This is a genomic window from Micromonospora sp. NPDC048040 (genome assembly GCF_055587185.1).
In genome coordinates this window covers 1-21,780 of the sequence record NZ_JBVJGT010000083.1, presented here as the reverse complement: position 1 = coordinate 21,780, position 21,780 = coordinate 1, and the positions used below count along the sequence as shown (strand labels likewise).

Sequence of the window (21,780 nt, the reverse complement as noted above, 5' to 3'; positions counted from 1 at the left end):
AGGCGTTTTCAGCCGTTCCGCTATCCGGCAACGCTCTGACCTGCATCTTCCCGTGATCCATGTGCCTAGACCGCCCAACATCTGTGGAACCCAGGTGCTGCGGCAGCCCTCCGCTGTGCCAGCCCTGGTGCGGTGTCCACCAACGTTCACCAGGTTTCGACGGATTGTTGTGGCTCATCGCTGTAGAGGCGAGCGACTCCCACCGGGGGTGGGGCGGGCCACAGCGGGATGACCTTCGCAGGGCCGGGCGCCATTCGGCGTCGGCGCGGATCAATGCGCGGCCGGCTCTTGCTTCGAAGGTCAAATGTCGGGAAAACTGTCCATGATCCTCGTGGGGCCAGTCGCGACGCGCGGTCGGTGATGGACAAGGAGCTGACACGTGGGCATTGGTCGGCGCGGCGGGGGAGGGTCCGTGACAGTCGACAGTGTCGCCATGCCGGCCATGGTGTTCGCGCTGCTGACCCGCGCCGCCATGGCGGGGGTCGTCTTCCCGCGTCGACCTCCGATGTGGACGCCGGCGGCCCTCGCGGAGGGTTCCGGTCCGGTCGACGGCACCGCCGCTGCCGTGCTGCATCGCCAGACCTCGCGATTCCTGCTGCTCGGTGCTCTGGCATACCGGGTGTGCGTCCTGCCCGTCGCCATGGGCCTGCTCGTGCTGCGCGGGGAGCCGGTGGCACTGGTTGCTCTGCTGCCGGTTGCGGCTCTGCTGCTGGCCGCCAACGTCGCGGCGATCGTCACGGTCTACCGGCGGTCGACGGTGGACCTCGAACGGGTACGCGGGGCCGTGCTGGTCGACCTCGCCGTGGCGTACGGGGTGAACGTGGTGGGAAGTGCGGTGGTGCCCCACACCGAGGTGTTCTGGTCGTACCTGGCCGGTGCCGTGGTCCTGGTGACCGGCGCGTACGGCCTGGTCGGTGGCGTGCTCGCGGTGCTGCTGTCGATGCCGGTCCAGTTGGCGACGGTCGCGTTCGGCGCCGCCGTGGACAGCGGAACGCTCGCCGGCCGGGCCGGGTGGCTCGGACTGGCGGTGGTGGTCGCGTTGGCGGCGCTCGTGATCTGCGGGCTGAGTCTGCACCTGACCATGTCGTACGGGATCCAAGCCGGTCGGGAGGCCGAGCGGGCCCGGTGGCTGCGGTCGCTGCACGACACGGTGTTGCAGACCCTGGAGGCGATCGCCCTGCACAGCGCGGCGGATGAGACGGCGTCAGCGGTGCAGCTCGCCCAGGTGCGGGCCACCGCCCGGGTCCAGGCCGCTCGGCTGCGTAGGACGCTCGACGATCCCGGTGGCGGCAGCGACAACCCGCTCGCCGACGGGTTGGCCGAACTGGTGGAGGAACTCGCGGAACGCGGGCTGCGGGTGGAGTTGGCCGTGGCCGCCGGCGCCGGCAGTCGGATGTCCGGCCCGTACCGGGACGCGGTCCTCGGTGGGGTGCGGGAGGCTCTGGGCAACGTGGCCAAGCACGCCGGGATCGGTGACGCGGTGGTCCGCGCCGACGAGGAGAGCAGCGGCCTGGTCGTGGTGGTCCGTGACCACGGCTGCGGCTTCGATGTCGCCGGCCGACCCGGGTTCGGCATCCGGGAGTCGATCGTGGCCCGGTTGCGCGAGGTCGGCGGCAAGGCGACCGTGGAGTCCTGGCCCGGTCGCGGCACCCGGGTGACCCTGCGGGTGCCGGCATGATCCGGTTGGGCAGTTCCAGGCGCGGCGCCGGCACGGCGGCCCGACCGGGGCCGGCTGGCTCACGACCTGCTCTCGGCGCGCTGGCGGGTGTCGTCGGCGCGCTGGTCGGGGCGCTGCCGGTAGCCGCGCCGGCCAGCTACGGTGCGCCGGCCGGCTGCGCCAACCCGGTGGGAGTGCACACCGCCGGCACCCCGTGGGCGATGGAGCTGCTCGGGCCGCGTCGGGTATGGCCACTGAGCACGGGCTCCGGGGTGCGGATCGCGGTGCTCGGCACCGGCGTCGACGACCGTAACGCACAGTTTCGCCCAGGTCAGGTCGAGGAAGGTCGGGACGTCCTGGCCAACAGAGACGGGGCGACCGACGACTGTGATGGCCGAGGTACCTTCGCCGCCGGCCTGATCGCCGCCCGGCCGCACGACAAGACCACTTTCGCCGGTCTGGCTCCCGGCGTGTCCGTGCTCCCGGTTCGCTACACCCAGACCACCAGACAGGGAGACGGGGACGTCGACCCCGGTCGGCTCGCCGCCGCCATCGATTTCGCGGTCACCGCCCGCGCCCGAGTGATCTACGTGGTACTGCCGGCAACCAGGAACAGTGCCCAGCTGCGGGACGCCACCGCACGGGCGATCGCGGCCGACATCGTGGTGGTGTCGCCGGCGGCTTCCGGCGCGCGGACCCAGGGTGCGACCAGCTACCCGACCGCCCTGCCCGGGGTGCTGGCGGTCGGTGCCTTCGGGCCGGACGGCGCGGTGGCCTCTACCGAATCCGGTGACTACATCGGGGTGGCCGCCCCCGGAAGACAACTGGTGAGCCTCTCCGCCGGAGCGGACGGTCGGCTGGGACACTCACCCACGGTCGACGATCCGGCCTACGCGGCGGCGTACGTGGCGGGCACGGCGGCGCTGCTGCGGTCGTACCGGCCAGAACTCAGCGCCGCCGAGGTGGTGCGGCGGATCGAGTCGACCGCGCACCGGACCGCGGTTGACGGGCACCACCCGCAGCTCGGCTGGGGAATGGTGGATCCGTACCGGGCGGTGGCCGCAGAGGGCGTCGAGGATCCGCCGGGAGCCGTGGGCGCGAGCGCGCAGCCGGTCGCCGCGGCCCGTGCGAACCCTGGTTCCCGTGTGGATCCGTTGGTGCTGCCGCTGGCGTCGGCGGGACTCGGGGCGGCGCTGCTGCTCGGGATCGGTACGGCCGTGGCGCGTCGGGGCCGGGCCCGCGGTTGGCGTCCCGGCGGCTGACCGGCCCCACCCGTGGTGCGGCCGGCGCTACGGGATCTCGGTCGGTACGCAGCGGCTGGAGCCGCCCACCACCACTTCGCCGGTGCCGTCCCGGGAGATGTGTACGCCGAGGTTCGCCCCGTCCCGCTGGAACTGGTAGGCCACCTCGGTCTCGCTGCTGCGGTCGGTGGCTCGCCAACCGTCCGCGCTCAGCTCCGGCACCACCTCGGTCAACAGGATCTCGGCGGCGCCGGGCGGGACGGGAACCCGTAGGTTGTACTCCCAGCGCACCGATTCGCTCGGTACGCCGGCCGGCCGGAACGGGTCGCAGTCGAGCTGCTCGTCGCGGCTGATCCGGGCGTCGGCGCCGAACCGCGCGGCGACCGCGTGCAGCACGGCCCGCAGCGGCCCCGCCACGGCGGCCAGCGGCTCGTAGTCGATCGGGCTGGTCATGGCGTCGACGGTACCGTCACCACCGGGCCGCCGGTGAACACCTGGTACATGTTCCACCACGCGTCACTGTGGTAGGTCAGCACGTCGGAGTGCGCGGCGGTGCCCTCCAGCGGTCGGCCGTCGGGGTAGTTGCCGGTCTCCAGCCGGACCACACCGGGGAACTCGTCGGGGTCGGCCCCGTGCCCCCAGTTGAAGATGTTGATGTCCCGGACCCAGGCGATCGGGTCGCCCGGGGCGGTCATCGAGTAGCGCTGCACATCGGGCTGGGCGGGGCGCAGGTCCTCCGGGCCGTCCACGCGGTGACCCATGCCCGCCGACTCGATGTGCAGGACCCGGTCGGCGTCCAACCCGTGCTGCTCGGCGGTGCCGACCACGGCGCCGCCATACGAGTGGCCGGCGAAGGTGACCTGCACGTCGTTGCCGGCCGCGGCGGAGCCGGCGATCTCGGCACGCAGCTCACGGGAGAAGTCGGCGAGCCGGGGCCCGAGGTCGTCGGCGTAGCTGGCCGACGGGGCCTGCGGGAACAGGTTGGAGGGCAGGTCGCCGTCCATCCAGGTGACCATGGCCAGGTCCCGCCGGGGGGCGGCGTCGACGAAACCGGCCGCCGCGTCGCGGTACCGCTCGAAGTTGGCCAGCTCGGAGAAGGTGCCCGGTACGAACACGGCGACGTTGCGGGTGCCGGCGTCGATGTCGCCGACCAGCTCGACCATCGATCCGTCACCGGAGGGGTCGAACGAGAGGATCTTGCGGTTCTCGGCGATGACGTTCTCGTACAGGTCGATGCGCGCCTGCGACTTGGTGATGGTCTCCTGCAGACGGTGGTCGACGACCGGGTCCCCGGTGAGCTGGGCCTGATAGCCGGCGAGGCGCTGCCGTTCGGCGGCCAACTCGGCGGTGATCGCCGCCCGGTTGGCCTCGATCCGGGTGCCGAACGGGGCAGTGCCGGCGGGCGCGGCGGCCCCGGCGGCGGCCCCGGCGGCGGCCAGGGTGGTGGTGCCACCGGCCAGACCACCGAGCAGCTGTCGGAATGCCTGGCTGACCTGGGTGTCGCCCTGCCGGTAGTTGGTCACCGCGGCGGTCACCCCGGTGGCCAATCGCCGGGTCTGCGTCGCCGCCGACTCCAGCTCGGTGCTGCTGAGCTGCAGGCTGTTGCCGTGTGCCTGCATGGCGCGTTGGGACTGCGGCACCAACCCGAACGCCTCGCCGTTGATGGCTTGCGTGGTGAGCTGCCCGCGGATGGTGTTCAACCGGTCGGCGCTTCCGGTGAGGTCGGCCGCCGCGGCGTCCAGTGCGGTCGGGACGGCTCGGAAGCCGGCGGTGGTCACCTCCATGACCTGGCCCCAGACTGGTCCGACTCAGGCTCCTCGCCGATCACCGCGGGCGTCACCACCGACTGCTCGCCCCACACGTCTTCGGTCTCGACCAGCCAGGGCGGGATGCGCCGGCCGCCGGCGGCGTCGCCCGCGCCCATCGGGGCGAAGGGCATCGCCGGCATGAAGCCGCCGGCCATGCCCTTCGCCGCGGCTACCCCGGCGGCGGCCCCTGCGGCTCCGGCGAGCCCGCTCGCCGTCGGGCCGCCGGCCTGACCGGCCAAGGACTGGTTGGCCACCGGCGACATGTCGACGCCGCCTCCGCCGCCACCCACACCGCCACCCACACCGCCACCCGCGCCGCCGGCGGGGATCCGGGCGCTGCCGGCGGTGGCCTTGTCGTTGGCCGCGGCCACCGGGGCGGTTTCCTTCTTCTCGTCCTTCGGCTTGGCCCCGAGGCCAGGCGGCACGGTGGCGAACCGCCCGCCGAGCGCGGCGGCGGCCGCGGCCAACCCGGCGGTGAACATCGTGCCGAACAGCGGCCGGGGTTGGGTCACCGGCGGTGCCGCGTCCGGGTCGACGGGTGCCTTGTCCGGGTCGACCGGTGTCTCGGCCGGTACGGACGGCAGGCCGCTACCGGTCTGCGGAGCCAGCGGTGGGGCTGGCGTGACCGGCGGTGGCTCCTCGATCGGCGTGCCGGCGGTTGGCCGGGACGCGGCGCTCGGGGTGACCGGCATCGCGTCCTCGGTGGTGACGTACTCGGTGGCGAGGGTGGACATCACCTGCACCGCCTGCTGGTGGGCCGCGTTCGAGGCGGCCTGTGCCCGCTGCTGGGCGTTGACCTCGGCGACCGCCTCGGCCTGGTGCTGGCGGAGCGCGTCGACCGTGCTGGCCGGAGTGTCCGCGGGTACGACCAGGGGCGTGGTCGCGGCGGCGACGACGGAGGGGGCGAGATCGGGTACGGCGACCGGGGCGGGCATCGCCTTCTGGGCCGTCGTGAGCGCCTCGGCGGAGGAGTAGGCCAGGTCTCGCACCGTGAACGCGGTGCTGGCCACCTGCCGGATACCCGAGGTCAGATCATTGATCATCAACTTGTACTGTCGGGCGGCGCCGCCGTCCCACCACTGCTCGAACTCGCGGAGCTGGCGCTCGATGTCGCCGGCGCGCTCGTGCAGCGCGGTGCCGGCGGCTCCCCAGCCCTCCGCCGCCTCGGTCACCGACTTCGGTTCGCCGGCGTGCAGCATCCGCATGAGTTCGTGATGGCTGTACTGGCTGAAGTCGCTACGCGCCCGACCGTGTCCACGCGGCATCGTGTCAGTCCCTTCCGTACGCCCGGAAGGACGTGGCGACGCCGATGTCGTAGTCGGCGTACCCGTCCGCGATCATGCGGGTCACGTCGTTGGCGAAGGCGATCGCCTCCCGCACGGTGTGCAGCAGTTCGTGCATCTGTTCGGCGGCGGCCCGGTGCCGCTCGGCCAGGGACGCCGCCTCGCCGAACTCGCCGAGCCGGACCGGCCGGATGCGCAACTGGCCGAGGCCGTCCGTCGGTTTGCGCATCGCCTCCAGTTGGTCCTCCAACTCGCGGGCGAACGCCAGCAGCGATTCGAGGTGGACCCGGAACGACTCCTCGTGGGACATCGTCGCGCTCTCCTGTCTCGGAGCTCGGCTGAGAACAACGCCGGCCAGCGGGGCGGCGGCGTCGGGTGGAGGCGGATCCCGCCCCACCCCACGCCGCCGCTGATCGCACCGGCTCAGGCGAAGAAGCTGGTGTTCCTGTTCTCCAGCGCCAACTGGGTGTCGTGCGCCTCGTTCACCTTGCCGGAGAACTGACCGATCACCGCGATGATGTCGGCCAGTGCGGCGCGCAGCCGCGTCTCGGACTGCTCCGCGGCCTGACCGGCGGCACTGCCGGAGGCGTACCAGGTCTGCTTGATCGGGGCCAGGCTGCTCTGCAGCTGTTCCACGTGGCCGTTCAACGCCTGGGCCTTCACCTGCAGCGAGTCGGCGGCGGCCCGCAGCGCGCCGAATTCCACATTGATCACATCGGCGGTCATTTCACATCACCCCTTTCCGGGCAGATCAGGCACCGGCCAGCCGGCTGAGTACGGGGCTGCCCTCGCCCACGGCGCCGGTGAGGCCCCGCAGGGAATCGGCGGCCGCCATGTCACCGGTGTTGTAGTTGCGGAAACTCTCGTTGACCAGACCGGACATGGTCTGCAGTTCCCGTGACGCAACCCGCATGCTCTCCTGCAGCCGGCCTTGCAGCTGCCAGAAAGCGGTGGCCTGGTTACCGGCGTACCGGCTCAGTACCGACACGAGTTCGCTCTCGAGTTGTGCCATGCTCCGAGCCGTGTTGGTGGCGGCTTCGTCGAACCCGCTGACCGCTCGCGTCATCGCGGCGGCATCACTCTGGTATCCAGGACTGGCCACGTCGGGTCACCTCCTCTTGGCAGGGTCGCGCGCCGACTTGCGGCGCCGTACACGCTGGGGATGCTATGCATCCGTCACCCTTGGTAGTACGGCACAAGTACCCGTCGCCGACACGGCACTATTACCCACAGGGACCCGGCGGCCGGGGCCGCCGGGTCCGTGCGCCGACCGGTTCGGATCAGGCCGGGTCGGTCTGCGACCAGGCGAGCTGCACCAGCGACACCCCGGTCCGCCGGTCCACCAACTGCCCACGTCCGGGCGGCTGTTTGCTGGGCTTGACGTCGCCCAGCAGTGCGCCCTCGTCGCGGGAACCGGAGAGCAGCAGGCCCGGTGTACCCAGGTCGCGCAGCCGCTGCACGACCGGCTCGAACAGGCTTCTGCTGGCGCCGCCGGACCGGCGGGTGAGCACCAGATGCAGGCCGACGTCCTTGGCCTGGGGCAGGAAGTCCAGCAGGGGCGCGAGTGGGTTGCGGCTCGGTGACACCACCAGGTCGTAGTCGTCGACGAGGACGAACAGCTCGGGGCCGCTCCACCAGCTGCGCTCGCGCAACTCGGCGGCGGTCACCTCCGGACCGGGCAGGCGCCGCCGCAGTCCCTCCGCGGCCTCGGCGACGAGCTGCTCGAGCACCGGCTCACTGCCGGCGTAGCCGAGCAGGTGCGCGCCGGTGAGGGCGTCCACCAGGCCGCGCCGGTAGTCGGCGACGATGACCGCGGCCTCGGCCACCGGATAGCGGGCCGCGATCTGCTGGGCGAGCACCCGCAGCAGCCCGGTCTTGCCGGACTCCACGTCGCCGAAGGCGATGAAGTGCGGGTCGGCGTCGAAGTTCAGGTAGGCCGGTCCCAGGTCCGCCTCGGCCAGCCCGATCGGGATCCGCCGGTCACCGGGAACCGGACCGGGCAGGTCGGCGGCCGGCACCAGCCTGGGCAGCAACCGCACCTGTGGAGCGCGCGGGCCGTGCCAGCTCGCGTCCACCTGCTTGACCAGGTCGCTCGCGCCGTCGGGCAGGTCGCTGACCGTGGTGCGGCCGTCGATGCGCGGCAGCCCGCCGAGGAAGTGCAGCTTGTCGGCGGTGAGCCCGCGTCCCGGAGCCCCCTTCGGCACGTCGGCCGCGGCCCGCCGGTCGTACGCCGAGTCGGCCGGGTCGCCGAGGCGCAGCTCGACGTGGGTGCCGATCAGGTCGCGCAGGGCCGGTCGGATCTCCATCGCCCGGTTGGCCGACAGTACGACGTGCAGGCCGAACCCGAGGCCGCGGGCGGCGAGCGTGGTGACCGACTCGTCCAGCGGCTCGAACTCCTGGCGCAGGGTCATCCAGCCGTCGACGACGAGGAACACGTCGCCGAACGTACGCCCGTCCGGGCTGGGCGGTGGGCGGCGCCGGAAGTCGGAGATCGAGTCGATGCCGTGCGCGGCGAACGATTGCTCCCGCTCGGCCAGCAGGCCGGTCAGCTCGGCGACGATCCGGCGGACCCGTTCGGTGTCCATCCGGTTGGCGTAGCCGCTGACATGCGGCAGGCCGGCGAGGGTGGCCAGGCCGCCGCCACCGAAGTCGAGCAGGAAGAACTGCGCCTCGGTCGGGGTGTGGGTGAGCGCCAGCGCGGTAACCAGGGTACGCAGCAGGGTGCTCTTGCCGCTCTGCGGTGCGCCGAGCACGAGCGCGTGCCCGGCCGCCCCGGACAGCTCCGCCCACAGCAGGTCCCGGCGCTGCTCGAACGGCTTGTCCACGATGGCCAGTGGCACAGTGAGCTGCCCGTTGCCGGCCCAGCCCACCGGGGTCAGACCGCGCCGCGGATCGATGCCCAGCGGCGGCAGCAGTTGGTCCAGGGCGGGCGGTTCGGCCAGCGGCGGCAGCCAGATCTGGTGCGCGGCCGGCCCGTTGCCGAGCAGCCGGCCGATCATGGCGCTCAGCACTGTCTCGCCCTTGGTCGCCGCGGTGTCGGGGCCGTTAGCTGGTGCCGATGCGCGGACCGGCTCGGCCGGCGCCAGCGGGGCGAGCCCGAACGGCAGCACCCGCCGCTCGTACGGGATCTCCTCGGTCACGGCGGCGGCCTGCTCGGGCGGCAGTTCGCCGGAGACGTACGCGGCCTTGAACCGTTGCAGGGTGGTGGTGTCCCACTTCAGGTACGCCGAGCCCGGTACCGGCGGCAGTTCGTACGCGTCGGACACCCCGAGCACCGCCCGGCTCTCCGCCGCGGAGAAGGTGCGCAGCCCGATCCGGTAGCTCAGGTGGCTGTCCAGGCCGCGTAGCCGCCCCTCCTCGAGCCGTTGCGAGGCGAGCATCAGGTGTACGCCGAGGCTGCGGCCGAGTCGACCGATCATCACGAACAGGTCGATGAACTCGGGCCGGCTGGACAGCAGTTCGCTGAACTCGTCGATGATCACCAGCAGCGAGGGCAGCGGTTGCAGCGGCGTGCCCTCGGTTCGGGCCCGCTCGTAGTCGCGTACCGAGGCGTAGTTCCCGGCGGCCCGCAGCAGTTCCTGGCGGCGGACCAGCTCGCCGCGGAGCGCGTCGGCCATCCGGTCGACCAGGGTCAGGTCGGCCGCGAGGTTGGTGATCACCGCGCAGGTGTGCGGCAGGCCGGTCATGCCGGCGAAGGTGGCGCCGCCCTTGAAGTCGATCAACGCGAGGTTGAGCGTCTCCGAGGAGTGGGTGGCGGCGAGCCCGGTGACCAGGGTGCGCAGCAGCTCGCTCTTGCCGGACCCGGTGGCCCCGATGACCAGCCCGTGCGGGCCCATGCCCCCTTCGGCCGACTCCTTGAGGTCCAGGTCGACCGGGCGCCCGTCGGGATCCACCCCGATCGGGATGCGCAGCCGGTCCCGGGCCGACCGGGGGCGCCAGGTGACCGCCGGGTCGAGCCGGCGCGGGTCGCCGATGCCGAGCAGGTCGGCCAGGCCGAAGGTGGTGGACAGCGGTTGCTCGCTGACCGCCGCCGTGCCGGTGTGCAGCGCGGTGAGCTGCCGGGCGACCACCTCGGCGCCGGCGACGCTGAGCCGGTCGGGCACACCGACCAGCGAGACGCCGTCCGGGGTGCGCATGCCGAGCCGACCTTCGAAGATCACCAGGTCGAGCGTGCCAGCGCCACCACCAGACCCGCCGCCGAGCTCCAGCATGGTGGTGCCGGCCAGGCCGCCGGGTGGGGCCAGCCCGGCATCGGGCAGCGTGCCGGCCCCGTCGAGCACGATCAGCAGGTGCGGTTCCTCGGGCCGGGCACCGGGTCTGAACGGGCCGCGGGCCGCCGGGTCGGCCGGATCGTCGGCCAGTAGCGCGGCCAACTCGCTGAGGGTGGGCGCGACCAACCGGGTCGGTCCACTCGCGTCGGCCCGGCCCGGATGCACCGCGTGGGGCAGCCACTTCAGCCAGTCCCAGCCGTCCTGCCGGTCCGGCCCGACGCAGGCGGCGACGCGCAGGTTGTCCGGGGAATGGAAGGTGACCAGGTGGGCCAGCAGGGCCCGGGCGAGGGCCAGGATCTCGGGGCGGTCGCCGGCCAGGGTGACCCGCTGGAAGGAACGTAGGGACACCGCCACCGGCAGCCCTCCGACGGTCGCGTAGGTGCGGATGAAGTGCCGTAGCGAGGTGGACGCCACCGGGTCGAGGTCCTCCAGCGGGGCGGTCTGCGGCGCCCGCAGCGCGGTGGCCAGCCGCTGCGGCCCGGTGCCGACCCGGACCCGGCCGAAGTCGGGATCGGTGCGGGCCCGTTCCCAGAGCCGCTCGGTGCCGGCGAACGACCACAGGTCGGCCGGGTCGGGCAGCGCCGCCAGGGCCGTCTCCCGTTGGCGGACCGCCACCTCACGGACCTGGCCGCGCAGGCCGCCGAGGTAGCGCAGGTAGTCTCGTCGTTCGTCGTTGATCTGCGCCTTCTTCGAGGCGCCGCCCCGGGACAGGCTCATGATCAGCATGCCGGCCATGGCGCTGATGTACAGGGCGCCGAAGATCCAGGTCATCGCCCCGCCGGACCGCCCGATGTAGACGAACGACATGGCGCCCATGCCGAGCATCATCGGCAGCATGAACATCAGTTGCATGCCGGCCTGGCCGGACCCGCGGGGCAGGGCGGGCGGGGACTGCAGCATGATCTCGCCGCGTGGTGGTTCGGGCAGTACAGCCCGGCGGCGGAAGGTGTCGGCGGACATCCGGCGGTGCCTCCTCGGCCCGAAGAGTCGGAACCCGTGGTCACTTTGACAGAGCAGGTAGTGGGTAGTTTTGCCGTTTAAGGGCTCGCGCGCACCAACCTACGATGACCCGCAACGATCCGGGAACCGCCCCAGCGCGGCCGAGTTGCCCGGCCCGGCGTGGGCGATCTGGCGGGAAGGTGCGAACGATGACGACAGGCTCGTCGTACAACGTGCGGCCGGATGCCGTACGTGGAGTGGTCGGCAACGTCGTCGGCATTCTGCTCCAGGCGTACAGCACGGTGATGGAGTTGGAGCGGCTCACCCTCGCGCCGACGTCGTTCGCGAAGCTGGGCTCGCCGGTCGCGTCGGCGAACATCGCGATGCAGGGGCAGGTCGTCGGCACCATGCGGACGCTGCTGCAACTGCTGCAGGAGATCAACGACCTGGTGCACCGTAGCGCCAACGACTACGACGACGCGGACCGGGCGGTGGCCGCCGCGTTGGGCGGGGCGCCCACCGGCACTGGTGCGGCGCCCAGCGCCGCCCTCGCCGGCTACGCGATCAACGACAGCGCGGGCGCGGCGGGGGAGCCCGGGTCGGTCGGCAACATCCTGGACTACCTGGGCCGGGCGGGGCTCGGTGAGCTTTCGGCCCGGCCCCTGACCGAGGTGACCTTCCGCGACGCCCGGGACTTCGCCGACTGGCTCGACCGCAGCCCGGCCAACCAGGAACGGGTCGGCCTGTTGGCGGTCTACTCGGGCAGCGGGCGGGACGTCTCCGGCCTGGTGCACCCCGGCGACGTGGTGGTCGTGCAGCCCGTCGTCGGTGACGGTGGCCCGGTCATCGGTGTCGCCGGCGCGGGCGGCCAGCTCTACAACCACGGGGCGGTCGGGTCGGCGGCGGAGTTCGGACGCGTCCGGGTCTACCGCCCGATGACGGATGCGACCTCGCTGTGGTGAACCCCGACGGCCTGAAGCCGAGAGAGGTGCGTCGTGTTTGACATCCCCAACTCGGGCGCGATGGACGCCGCCGCCGGCGGACGCGGGCCCGGCACCGTCGCACTGCCCACGATCGTGGGCGGTAACCCGCAAGCCATCCTTGCCCACTCCGCGGCGTTGACCGCGCGGGTGGCCCGGCTGGTCACTCTGTTGGCCGACCTGGAGCGGGCCCGCCAGCAACTGCGTGAGGTGTGGTCCGCCGGGTCGGCGAGCGACTCCGTGGTGCAGAAGCTGAACAAGTCCTTCGCCAGCTTCCAGCAGATCATCGAGACCGTGTACGCCGGCGTCCGGGAACTCGAGGGCGCCGCCGCGCAGTTGACCACCGCGCAGGCGGCCTACCGGGCAGTGGTCAGCGCGGTCAACCCGACAGTGGCCGCCCTGATGTCCAATCCGTACACCCGGGCGGCCGGTCGGGCCCTGGCGGTCAGCACCACCGGGATCCTCAAGGCGTTCCTCACCGGAATCGGTGGCATCCTCACCGCCATCGGGGTGACCAACCTCGGCCAGATCCTGACCGGTCTGGCCACCATCGTCGGCCAGGTCGAGCAGTTGTTCTCGAAGAACAACGACGGCGGCTCGGTGCCCGCTCCGGCGCTGCCGCCCGGGAGCGCGGGCAACCCCGTGCTCGCGCCACCACCGATGGCCAGCGTCGCCACCGGCGCGGGACAGGTGGCCCTGGGCGGCAGCTACGGCACCAGCGGCTACGGCATGCCGTCGTTCACCGGCGCGGGCTACCCGGCCGGCGGTTCGATGAGCAACTACATGCCGCCGGCGCTCGGCACCGACCAGTGGATCGCGGTCCAACCCGGTCAGCCCTCGCTCCCCACCGGTGCGGCGCCGGTGACGATGACGCCACACGGCCCGGTGCAGACCCTGCCGATCCCACCGGCCGCGCCGGTTGACGGGCCGGCGTCGCCCGCCCCGTCCGGGCCCGGCGACGACGGCGACGACGACGTGACGATCACGGCCAGCAAGGGTGACATGACGTTGACCGTCGAGGTGCCGGTGGACACCGGACGCGCGTTCGACATCGAGGTCACCGCCAGCTCCGGTGGGCAGAGCGTCAACGCCGACATCAGCGTCGGCGCCGACGGCTCGATCAAGGTGGACTGACCGGTGACCGGCGTCTCTCCCGCCCTCGTCGGCCACACCGTGAACCTCTCGGGCGCGCTGTCCTGGCTGCTCTCCCGGTACGCCACGGTGCTCGCCGAATACCGCCGGCAGATGACCGGCGACCCGGCCGGGCTGCGGGCCGTGGCCCACTCCTATCTGGCGATCGCCGACCAGGCGGCGGGCGTCTCCGGCGAGCTGGTCCGACGCCGGACCGGGCTCTCGGCGCAGTGGCACGGCTCGGCGTACGACGCGTTCGGCGCCGCCGCCGGCCGGGTCACCACCGGGCTGGACGGCACCGAGGCGCGGCTGCGCCGGCACGCCGCCGCGCTGGAACGCGCGGCCGGCGGCCTGGAGGCCGCCGCGAGCACCGCCGACACGGTCATCGCCCGGTTCCGGGCCAACGCCCAGCTCCTGGTGGCCGCCGCCGGGGCGGTGCCGAGCAGCCAGGTCTCCGCTCTGCTCGGGCACGCCCGGAACATCGGTGAGCAGGCGTTGGGTGCGATGCGCGGGGTGTGGGACCGGCTTGGTGTGGTGCTGGCGCAGGTCGCCACCGAGCTCGGCGGGCCGCACCCGGTGGGCGCCGCCGGTCCGGCCGCCGCAGCCGGCGCCGACGGACGCCTGGCGGGAGAGGCGGTGCGGGCCGCGCTCGCCGGAGACGCCTCGCCAGCGCAGTTCCGCCAGAGCATGGCGCAACTCGCCGTGATCACCGACCGGGTACGCACCGGCCAACCACCGTCCGCTGCGGACAAGGCCTTCCTGACCTCGTTCTACGGCGCGCTCGGCGACCGGGTGTTCGACCTGCCGGGCTACGTCAACGCCACCGAGCACCGCTACCAGACCAGTCTGTTCGGCATCTTCGGCGAGACCGCCCCGGGCTTCGCCCCCGCCGACCGGCAGGAGATGCTGCGGACCGTCGGCAACGGCATCCTCACCCTGTCGCAGGACCCGGCCGACCTGCCTGCCGCGGTCCGCGACCTCGTGCACACCCCGGCGGCCACCGAGACCAACATCGGCACCAACTCGTTCGGCTTCACGCACGAGGTGCCGGCGACGCCGGGCCGCGCACCGTTGACCGGGGTGCTCGGCGAGACGGTCTACACCAACCGGCTCGACGTGCCCCGCTACGCCCAGTGGGAGGCGCTGTCGCAGCTGACCGGCGCGGCCGACCGGGATCTCGTCGCCGGAGCCGACTACTCCGCCGCGGTGACCCGTCGGGTCGGCGAGATGGCCGACGTCACCCAGCGACTGGACGACCTCTCCCGGCACAGCCCCGACCAGCCCGGGTACTACGTGTCTACCGACGACGCGGTGCTCTGGGACAAGCCCCGGGTGGATGCGACGATGACCACGCTGCTCGACGTGTCCACCCGGAACCACGTCGCCGACGCGGCGCTGGCCAGCGACGGCGAGACACTGCGCCGACTGGCCGGCTTCGGGTGGGCGGACGACGGCAGCACCGCGGGCCGGGTCGTCGACTGGATCGGTGCCGGAACCGCCGATCCCGCCGAGCACGACCTGGCCCGCGGTGCGTACGTCAACCTCACGCAGACGATGACCGACCCGGCCTCGTACCCGCAGACCCTGGCCGCGATGCGGGAGAACCCGCACTTCGCCGAGGCGATCGCCCGAGCCACCGTGCCGAACCTGGATCTGTACGCCCAGCCGCTCGACGGGTTGGACACCGATCCGGCGGCGCAGCGCCTGGGCAGCACCGACGCCCGGCACATGCTGATGCTCGGTCAGGTCACCCAGGACGGTCGTGACGAGATCAGCGCGGCCGCGGACCTGTACCAGGAGTACCTGCTGCGCCAGGCCGACGCCGGCACGATCCCGATGGAACAGGCGGGCCGGTACGCCGGCAACGTCGACGGCCTGACCAACGCCGCGGCCGCCAACGCGATCTGGTACGCCAACGTGCAGGACGCCGAGCAGGCCACCCGTACGGCGCAGGAGGCGTACGCCCGGCAGGTGGCGATCGCCAACGCGGTCAAGGACGTGGTCGGGTTCGGTGTCGGCAAGCTGCCACAGGTCGGCGAGTTCGCCGGCTTCGCCTTCGGGCAGGCGGCCGACGTGGTCACCGGCGCCCTGCAGGCACCCGCTCCGGTGCATCCACAGAGCGTGCCCACCGATGTGTTCCACCACCCGCAGTTCACCGGCAACGGGACCGTATACACGGCGGCCGGCGACCTCGCGAGTTTCGAGCTGCGCAACGGCGGATCGGCCCCGACCGTACCGGTTGGCGCGCTGCATGGCGCGGCCGCGGAGGAAGCCGTACGGTGGGCCCGGGCCGACCCGGGCCGGGCCGACTACATGGACGCCTACACCACCGCCGCGCAGTACGTGTATCTCGCAAACCTTGCGACTCATACCCGTGAGTCGATCCAATACGACGTGCAGGGGCGGCGGCCGTAGCCCACTGGCGGGCCACGGCACGGGCGGGTAGCGGTGACACCGGAGGGAAGACGACAGATGGAACCGGCGATCGAGGATCTGCTCGCCCAGGTGCGTGAGCAGCAGCAGCGGATCGAGGAGATTCAGCGCTCGGTGGCGACAATGGAGCTGACCGCGTACGCCGGCAACGGCGACGTCACCGTGAAGCTCAAGGGTGACGGCCGGTTCACCGAGGTGACCATCGACCCGCAGGTGCTGCGTCGCTACGACGCGCACACCCTCGGTCAACTCGTGTTGGAGGCGGTGAACGACGGCCTGGCCAAGCTGGCGGCGGCCAACGAGGCGAAGTACGCTCCGCTGCTCGGCGAGGCGCAGCAGTGACCACTGCGGTTGCCCCTCGGCGGGTCACCGTGGTCGCTCCCCACGCCCGTCTCGACGTGTCGTTGCCGATACAGAGCACGGTGGCGGAGCTGCTTCCGCAACTGGTCCGGCTGCTGGCGACCAACGCCGACCGGGCCGATCGGGCCGGCGGGGTCGGCTGGGAACTGCGCCGCTTCGGTGGGCCGCCGTTGGACGGTGCGGTCACCGTCAGCGGCGCCGGGGTGCGCGACGGCGAGGTGCTCTACCTGGACACGGTCGACCGACGAGCCACCCCGATGCTCTTCGACGACGTGGTGGACGCCATCGCGAGCGCCGCCGCGGATCGGCCCGGAGTGTGGCGGGCAGCGGCGTCCCGAAAGGTCGGCGGTGCGGTCGCCGCGCTGGCCTTCACCGCGGTCGCGGTCGCGGTCGGCTTCAGCGGGCTCGCCGCGTCGACCGTCGCGCTGCTCTCCGGCATCCTGGCCCTGATACTGCTGCTCGCCAGCGGAGCGTTGTCGCGGGCGTTCGGCGAGCGAGGTATAGGCGCGGCGGTGGCCGCCGGTGGCGTACCGGCCGCGATGATCGGCGGGCTGGCGGCGATCGGTGGCCTGGGCACGGCGATGGAGCTGACCGCGAGTCGACTGGCGCTGGCCGGCGCGGCGGCCACTCTCTACACGGCGGTGGCCGCCGTGGTGGTGGCGGAGCAGCGGTTCGCCGCCGCCGCGGTGGCTGCCGCGGTGGCTAGTCTCGGCGCGCTGGCCGACCTGCTCACCGCCTCCTCGCCCGCTTCGGTCGCGGCGGTCACCTGTTGCGTGGCCGTGGTGGCCAGTCCGGCGCTGCCGATGCTCGCGCTTCGGCTCGGCCGGCTGCCGCTGCCCGGGGTACCGACCGACATGGAGGCGTTCCGCGGGGACGAGCGGCCCACGCTCGGACCCGAGGTGGTCGCGGACACCGAGGCCGCCGAACGGATCCTGACCGGTCTGCTCTGCGGCCTGGCGGTCATCGTGGCCGGTTGCGCCGGGATACTCCTGTGGAGCGGCGGTCGCTGGGCGTGGGCGCTGGCCGGTCTGGCCGGCGTAGCGCTGTTGCTCCGCGCCCGGGCCTACGTCGGCGTCGGCCAACGGGCCGCCCTGTTGCTGGCCGGTGCCGCGTCGGTGCTCGGCCTGACGGCTCGGGCCAGCCTGGCCGGCGGGCCCGGAACCCGGTTGCTCCTCGCCGGGCTCCTCCTGGTGACCGGAGTGGTCTGCGGGACGTACGCGTTCCGGGCCGCCGCCAAGACACCGTCGCCGTACTGGGGCCGGCTGCTCGACGTGGTCGAGTTCCTGGCGCTGCTCAGTCTGGTGCCGGTGGCGGGCGCGGTGCTCGACATCTACGGCGCGGCACGCGCATGGGGCGGCTAACCCACTGGCAGGCCAGCCAGCGGCAGCGTGGCCCAGGCCGCCTCGGCATGCGCCCCGTCCAGTGGGACCAGGTCCCGGTCGAAGCCGGCGGTGGCCTTCCCGACCGCCTCGGCGACCGCCTCCCGGGCTGGTCCGGCGGGCACCCCGAGCCGGATCAGCGCCGTGCTGCGGGTACCGCCGCCGCGTTGCCGGTCCCACCGTACCGACACGGCGCTGACCAGCGCCGGTGCGACGGCGTGCCGGCGAAGCAGCGTGGCCACCTCGCTCAGGCTCCGGGCGGCTCGGCGTGGCCGGAAGCAGACCTGGTGCAGCATGCCCAGCGACCAGTAGTGCCAGGTCTCGGTGCCCGGATCGTCGGCGCGCCGCGGATCGACACCGAGCACGGCGGCCCACGCGTCGCGCAGTTGACCGCCGTCGAGCGCGGTGACCTGGTGCCCGCCGGCGCGCAGCTCGGCGGCGAGCCGCAGCGCGGCGGTGCCCGCGGCACGTACCGCACCGATCCGGCCGCCGCCGCGGGCCCGTACCGCCCGGGCGGCCGTCTCTGGGTCGAGCCGGATGGCGATCCAGCGCGCCGCGTTGCCGGTGCCCGGCGAGGTCCAGTCGACCAGTTGCGCGCCGGCCAGCGGCAGATCGGGGTCGTCGTAGCGGGACAGCAGCCGGCGCAGCACGTCGTCGAGGTCACCGTCGGGTTCGACGCGCAGCAGCGCGCTCCACGAGGTGCCGTCACCGGCCAACCCGATCCGGTTACCCGCCCGGTCCGCGTCGGTCCGGGTCCGCAGGACGGGCAGGGCCGGCCGGGCATTTCCGGCGCGGCGCCGGAAGCGGTGCCGGACCACCACCCAGTCGGACAGCCACCGGCCGCGCCAGCGCACCCCGGTAGCGAGCACCACGCCCGCCGCCACCCCGGTGAGCGTGCCGCCGACCGCACCGGACGGCCCGCCGGCCGCGACCGCACCCAGCACCGTGGTCTGCCAGAGCATCAGCCGGCCGACGCCGAGCCCGCGCAGTGTGCGCGGTCCCACCGGTGGTACGGGCATCGGCGGCGCACTGCGCTGCCGGGTGGAATCGAGGGGCGGTGCGGTGGCCGGTGCGGCTGGCGGCATGGCTCGGCTCCTTGGGCTCGATCTCGTCGGCGATCCGTACCTTATATCCGTAGTTCTAGTGCACCGGGCGTGCACCGCACCATGGCGGGGACGAACTGATGTGGACACAGCGGGACCAACTCCAGGCGTACCAGTTCCTTCGCCGCCGGCTCGTCTCAGCGTTGCAGGTCGGTGACGCCAACCACCCGGTGTCGCCGAGTCGCCGTCTGGTCATCGGGTGTGCGCTCGGCGCGGCGGTCGCTTTGCTGGTGACCGCCGGCTTCGGTGTGTACGGCTTTCTGCGGCCCGGGGCGAACACCGACTGGCGCAAGCCCGGCCAGGTGGTGCTCGACAAGGACACCGGAGCGGCGTACGTGATGGGCACCGACGGGCTGCTGCACCCGATGCTCAACTACGCCTCCGCGCGGCTGCTCGCGGGCGGTGACGGCACCGCCACCAGCCGGGTGTCGAGCAAGTCGCTGGCGCGTGCGCCGCGCGGCGTCCCGCTCGGGATACCCGGCGCGCCGCCGTCGTTGCCGGGCCGGGATCGGCTGACGACCGGGCCGTTCACCGTCTGTGCGCAGACCGCCGACGGTCGGCCGGCGGGCACCGCGCCGGTCACCACGGCGCTGGCCGGGGTTCCGCCGGTGGGCATCGAGGTGGACGCGGCGACCGCGTTGCTGGTCGCCGGCCCGGACGGCACCGAGCACGCGTTGGTGGCCGGTCGCCGGCACCGGATCGCCGACTCCGCCACGGCGGTGGCCCTCGGCTACGACGCGGTACGCCCGCTGCCGGTCAGCGCGGCCTGGCTGAGCGCGGTGATCGCTGGCCCGGACCTGCGACTGATCACGGTGGCGGGGGTGGGCGCCGCGGGGCCGCGGATCGGTGACAAGAGCACCCGGGTTGGCCAGGTGCTCGCCGCCACGACCGTCGGCACCGAACCCCGCTACTACCTGGTCCACGCCGACGGGCTGCTGCCGATCGGACAGACCGAGGCGGCGCTGGTGCTCGGCAATCCGGCCAACCGCGCGGCGTACCCGGGTGGCGCGGCGCGCGAGATTCCGGTGACGCCGGCCGACGTGGCGCAGTTGCGGCCGGTGGCCGGTAAGGCCGCCGACTATCCGGCCCGACTCGCCCCGCCGGCCGAGGCGCCCCAGGAAGGGGCCGCGGTGTGCGCGACGGTGGACGGCGATCGGGCGGTGGTCAGGCTGGGCGCCGCCACCGGTGTGCCGGCCGGGGCGCAGCCGTTGGCAGCCGGCGGTGGCACGCGAGCCGACAGGGTGTTCGTACCGGCCGGCCGGGCCGCGGTGGTGCGCGAGCGGCCGACGCCGCAGGCCGCCCTCGGCACCGTCTTCCTCCTCACCGACCAGGGCGTACGGTATCCGGTTCCGGACGGCGACGCGCTCAAGGCGCTCGGGTACGGGACGGTTAGGCCCACGCCGGTGCCACCGACGGTGCTGGCGCTGTTCCCCGTCGGCCCGGTCCTGGACCCGGCCGCCGCCCGACGGCCAGCCACGCTGGGCGTCACCACCCCGGCCACCGGCGCGGGGGAGCCCCGGTGACCGGCGTGCCGACGATCGAGGTGTCGGTGGTGGAGGACCACCCCCTCTACCGGGCCGCGCTGGTCCGGGCGCTCGGGGACGCACCGGATGTCCAGGTCAGGGTGACCGCCAAGTCGGTGGAGGAGTTCGCGGCGTACCGGCAGCCCGGCGGGGGAGTGGCGATCCTCGATCTGCGGCTGCCGGGGGTACGCGACGCGGCGGCGGTGGTCGCGGTCACCGGGATGGGCCACCGGGTGCTGGTGGTGTCCGCGCACGGTGACCAGTCCGACGTGCTCGGGGCGATCGCCGCCGGGGCCCGTGGCTACCTGACCAAGGACGCCGATGCCGACGAGATCCTCCGGGCGGTACGGGAGATCGCCGCCGGCAACACCTACGTGTCGCCGACCCTGGCCTCGATCCTGCTGGACTCGTCCCGGGGACGGCAGCCGCTGTACCGGGTGCCGTTGTCCGACCGGGAACGTCAGGTGCTGTCGCTGCTGGCGGCCGGCGAACGGGACCAGGACATCGCGGAGGCGTTGGCGATCAGCGTCCGTACCGTCCGATCGCACCTCGACCGGATCCGGGAGAAGACGGGGCGTCGTCGGCGGCCGGAGCTGACCCGGCTGGCCATCGAGGAGGGTATCGCCGCACCGGCACATGACCGCTGACGGTGCGGAGGCCCTCCCAGCCACGATCGGTCGCCAAGCTCTCGGAGGTCATGCCTCTCTTCGTGGTGCTGCTGGGCTTGCTGCCCGCTCCCAGGCGGCGCGGCGAAGCAGGCGGAGTCCGTTGAGGCCGACGATGATGGTGGAGCCTTCATGGCCGGCCACGCCGAGCGGCAGGGGCAGGGTGCCGATGAGGTCCCAGATGACCAGGACGGCGATGAAGGTTCCGGCGATGGCGAGGTTCGCGATGACGAGCCGGCGGGCGCGGCGGGCCAGCTGGATGACGGCGGGCAGGGTGGCGAGTTCGTCGCGGGTGATGACGGTGTCGGCGGTGTCGAGCGCGAGGTCGGCGCCGGCGCGTCCCATGGCGACGCCGGCGTGGGCGGCGGCCAGGGCGGGGGCGTCGTTGACGCCGTCGCCCACCAGGACCACGCGGTCCCCGTGGTTTTCCAGTTCGCGCACCGCGGTGACCTTGTCCTAGGGGAGCAGGCCGGCGCGGACGTCGGTGATGCCGACCTCGGCGGCGAGCCGTCGGGCGGCGCGTTCGTTGTCGCCGGTCAGGAGCAGTGGGCGCGCTCCGGTCACAGCGGTGAGTTGCGCGACCGTTGCGGCGGCGTCCGCGCGGAGCTTGTCGGCGAGGCCCAACACGCCGACGGGCTCGCCGTCGACCTGGACCACGACCGCTGTTCGGCCCGCCTGCTCCAGTTCGTCGACGATGGCGCGCAGTGAGTCGTCATGGCTCTTGAGGAGTCCGACGGGGCTGCCGACGTCGACCTGGTAGCCATCGACGTGGGCGGTGACGCCGCGTCCGGGAGTCGAGGTGAAGGCGTCCGACGGGGGTAGCGGGAGCTGCGCATCGCGGGCGGCTGCGACCACAGCGTGGGCGAGAGGATGCTCAGTTGACATCCTCCCGGCCCTGAAGGCCGGGATTCTCACGGTCGCCCGTGAGGTTTCCTGTTTCATCGCCGATTGCCTTGCCGGGAGGATTTTCCCTTGAGGTCTTACATCAGCTCCGCAGGCGTTTTACC

At 73.0% G+C, this 21,780-nt stretch carries 19 protein-coding genes; 9 read left to right on the top strand and 10 right to left on the bottom strand.

Features of this window, described 5'->3' with window-relative positions; translation table 11 throughout:
• The first annotated feature begins 412 nt into the window (after positions 1–412).
• Both ACZ6O2_RS34615 and ACZ6O2_RS34610 read left to right on the top strand, forming a co-directional pair.
• Positions 413–1,678: a sensor histidine kinase gene (locus tag ACZ6O2_RS34615; RefSeq protein WP_350705945.1), complete on the top strand. Its 1,266-nt coding sequence runs from the start codon at positions 413–415 to the stop codon at positions 1,676–1,678.
• Positions 1,675–2,919: a S8 family serine peptidase gene (locus ACZ6O2_RS34610; RefSeq protein WP_466025936.1), complete on the top strand. Its 1,245-nt coding sequence runs from the start codon at positions 1,675–1,677 to the stop codon at positions 2,917–2,919. Before ACZ6O2_RS34615 ends, ACZ6O2_RS34610 begins: the two co-directional genes overlap by 4 nt.
• A 27-nt stretch (positions 2,920–2,946) precedes the next feature.
• On the opposite strand, the gene ACZ6O2_RS34605 is transcribed toward ACZ6O2_RS34610, so the two are convergent.
• From ACZ6O2_RS34605 to eccCa, 7 genes are all read right to left on the bottom strand, one after another.
• Entirely contained in the window at positions 2,947–3,351 is a 405-nt protein-coding gene (locus ACZ6O2_RS34605) for a hypothetical protein (RefSeq protein WP_350705949.1), read from the bottom strand.
• On the bottom strand, positions 3,348–4,682 hold the full coding sequence (locus tag ACZ6O2_RS34600; protein WP_466025935.1) for an alpha/beta hydrolase: 1,335 nt from the start codon (positions 4,680–4,682) through the stop codon (positions 3,348–3,350). The genes ACZ6O2_RS34605 and ACZ6O2_RS34600 overlap by 4 nt, the downstream gene beginning before the upstream one ends.
• Positions 4,673–5,971, bottom strand: coding sequence for a hypothetical protein (locus tag ACZ6O2_RS34595; protein WP_466025934.1), 1,299 nt, complete (start codon positions 5,969–5,971; stop codon positions 4,673–4,675). Before ACZ6O2_RS34595 ends, ACZ6O2_RS34600 begins: the two co-directional genes overlap by 10 nt.
• 4 nt (positions 5,972–5,975) lie before the next feature.
• Entirely contained in the window at positions 5,976–6,299 is a 324-nt protein-coding gene (locus ACZ6O2_RS34590; RefSeq protein WP_350705955.1) for a hypothetical protein, read from the bottom strand.
• Positions 6,300–6,412: 113 nt separating this feature from the next.
• Complete coding sequence (locus ACZ6O2_RS34585; protein WP_350705957.1) at positions 6,413–6,715, bottom strand: WXG100 family type VII secretion target; 303 nt, start codon at positions 6,713–6,715, stop codon at positions 6,413–6,415.
• A gap of 25 nt (positions 6,716–6,740) precedes the next feature.
• A complete protein-coding gene (locus ACZ6O2_RS34580; RefSeq protein WP_350705959.1) occupies positions 6,741–7,091 on the bottom strand; it encodes a WXG100 family type VII secretion target in 351 nt (116 codons plus the stop codon).
• 178 nt (positions 7,092–7,269) lie between these two features.
• A complete protein-coding gene (gene eccCa, locus ACZ6O2_RS34575) occupies positions 7,270–11,220 on the bottom strand; it encodes a type VII secretion protein EccCa (RefSeq protein ID WP_466025933.1) in 3,951 nt (1,316 codons plus the stop codon).
• Between the two features lie 188 nt (positions 11,221–11,408).
• On the opposite strand from eccCa, the gene ACZ6O2_RS34570 reads away from it, so the two are divergent.
• Genes ACZ6O2_RS34570 through eccD form a run of 5 tightly spaced genes read left to right on the top strand, consistent with a single transcriptional unit; the run spans position 11,409 to position 17,464 of the window.
• Entirely contained in the window at positions 11,409–12,161 is a 753-nt protein-coding gene (locus ACZ6O2_RS34570) for a WXG100 family type VII secretion target (RefSeq protein WP_350705962.1), read from the top strand.
• A 33-nt stretch (positions 12,162–12,194) separates the two neighbouring features.
• Positions 12,195–13,313, top strand: coding sequence for a hypothetical protein (locus tag ACZ6O2_RS34565; RefSeq protein ID WP_350705964.1), 1,119 nt, complete (start codon positions 12,195–12,197; stop codon positions 13,311–13,313).
• A 3-nt stretch (positions 13,314–13,316) separates the two neighbouring features.
• Complete coding sequence (locus ACZ6O2_RS34560; RefSeq protein WP_350705966.1) at positions 13,317–15,725, top strand: WXG100 family type VII secretion target; 2,409 nt, start codon at positions 13,317–13,319, stop codon at positions 15,723–15,725.
• Positions 15,726–15,782: 57 nt separating this feature from the next.
• On the top strand, positions 15,783–16,085 hold the full coding sequence (locus ACZ6O2_RS34555) for a YbaB/EbfC family nucleoid-associated protein (protein ID WP_350705968.1): 303 nt from the start codon (positions 15,783–15,785) through the stop codon (positions 16,083–16,085).
• Positions 16,082–17,464: a type VII secretion integral membrane protein EccD gene (gene eccD / locus ACZ6O2_RS34550; protein WP_466025932.1), complete on the top strand. Its 1,383-nt coding sequence runs from the start codon at positions 16,082–16,084 to the stop codon at positions 17,462–17,464. Before ACZ6O2_RS34555 ends, eccD begins: the two co-directional genes overlap by 4 nt.
• On the opposite strand, the gene ACZ6O2_RS34545 is transcribed toward eccD, so the two are convergent.
• Entirely contained in the window at positions 17,461–18,567 is a 1,107-nt protein-coding gene (locus tag ACZ6O2_RS34545) for a type VII secretion protein EccE (protein ID WP_466025931.1), read from the bottom strand. The two genes, eccD and ACZ6O2_RS34545, sit on opposite strands and share 4 nt — an antisense overlap.
• A 98-nt stretch (positions 18,568–18,665) precedes the next feature.
• Here ACZ6O2_RS34545 and eccB point away from each other — a divergent pair, with 98 nt between their 5' ends.
• Both eccB and ACZ6O2_RS34535 read left to right on the top strand, forming a co-directional pair.
• Entirely contained in the window at positions 18,666–20,108 is a 1,443-nt protein-coding gene (eccB, locus tag ACZ6O2_RS34540) for a type VII secretion protein EccB (protein ID WP_466025930.1), read from the top strand.
• Positions 20,105–20,755, top strand: a complete 651-nt coding sequence (locus ACZ6O2_RS34535) for a response regulator transcription factor (RefSeq protein WP_350705974.1) — start codon at positions 20,105–20,107, stop codon at positions 20,753–20,755. Before eccB ends, ACZ6O2_RS34535 begins: the two co-directional genes overlap by 4 nt.
• 48 nt (positions 20,756–20,803) lie before the next feature.
• On the opposite strand, the gene ACZ6O2_RS34530 is transcribed toward ACZ6O2_RS34535, so the two are convergent.
• Together ACZ6O2_RS34530 and ACZ6O2_RS34525 are read right to left on the bottom strand one after the other, a co-directional pair.
• The gene (locus tag ACZ6O2_RS34530) at positions 20,804–21,214 is read right to left on the bottom strand and encodes a hypothetical protein (RefSeq protein ID WP_466025929.1); all 411 of its coding nucleotides are present in this window, start codon (positions 21,212–21,214) and stop codon (positions 20,804–20,806) included.
• Positions 21,215–21,229: 15 nt separating this feature from the next.
• On the bottom strand, positions 21,230–21,658 hold the full coding sequence (locus ACZ6O2_RS34525) for an HAD family hydrolase (protein ID WP_466025928.1): 429 nt from the start codon (positions 21,656–21,658) through the stop codon (positions 21,230–21,232).
• Positions 21,659–21,780 lie beyond the last annotated feature (122 nt).

Coding starts and splice junctions, on each gene's coding strand:
- ACZ6O2_RS34610 (WP_466025936.1), top strand. CDS start 1,675: ATGATCCGGTTGGGCAGTTCCAGGCGCGGCGCCGGCACGGCGGCCCGA.
- ACZ6O2_RS34605 (WP_350705949.1), bottom strand. CDS start 3,351: ATGACCAGCCCGATCGACTACGAGCCGCTGGCCGCCGTGGCGGGGCCG.
- ACZ6O2_RS34600 (WP_466025935.1), bottom strand. CDS start 4,682: ATGGAGGTGACCACCGCCGGCTTCCGAGCCGTCCCGACCGCACTGGAC.
- ACZ6O2_RS34595 (WP_466025934.1), bottom strand. CDS start 5,971: ATGCCGCGTGGACACGGTCGGGCGCGTAGCGACTTCAGCCAGTACAGC.
- ACZ6O2_RS34590 (WP_350705955.1), bottom strand. CDS start 6,299: ATGTCCCACGAGGAGTCGTTCCGGGTCCACCTCGAATCGCTGCTGGCG.
- ACZ6O2_RS34585 (WP_350705957.1), bottom strand. CDS start 6,715: ATGACCGCCGATGTGATCAATGTGGAATTCGGCGCGCTGCGGGCCGCC.
- eccCa (WP_466025933.1), bottom strand. CDS start 11,220: ATGTCCGCCGACACCTTCCGCCGCCGGGCTGTACTGCCCGAACCACCA.
- ACZ6O2_RS34570 (WP_350705962.1), top strand. CDS start 11,409: ATGACGACAGGCTCGTCGTACAACGTGCGGCCGGATGCCGTACGTGGA.
- ACZ6O2_RS34555 (WP_350705968.1), top strand. CDS start 15,783: ATGGAACCGGCGATCGAGGATCTGCTCGCCCAGGTGCGTGAGCAGCAG.
- ACZ6O2_RS34545 (WP_466025931.1), bottom strand. CDS start 18,567: ATGCCGCCAGCCGCACCGGCCACCGCACCGCCCCTCGATTCCACCCGG.
- eccB (WP_466025930.1), top strand. CDS start 18,666: ATGTGGACACAGCGGGACCAACTCCAGGCGTACCAGTTCCTTCGCCGC.
- ACZ6O2_RS34525 (WP_466025928.1), bottom strand. CDS start 21,658: ATGTCAACTGAGCATCCTCTCGCCCACGCTGTGGTCGCAGCCGCCCGC.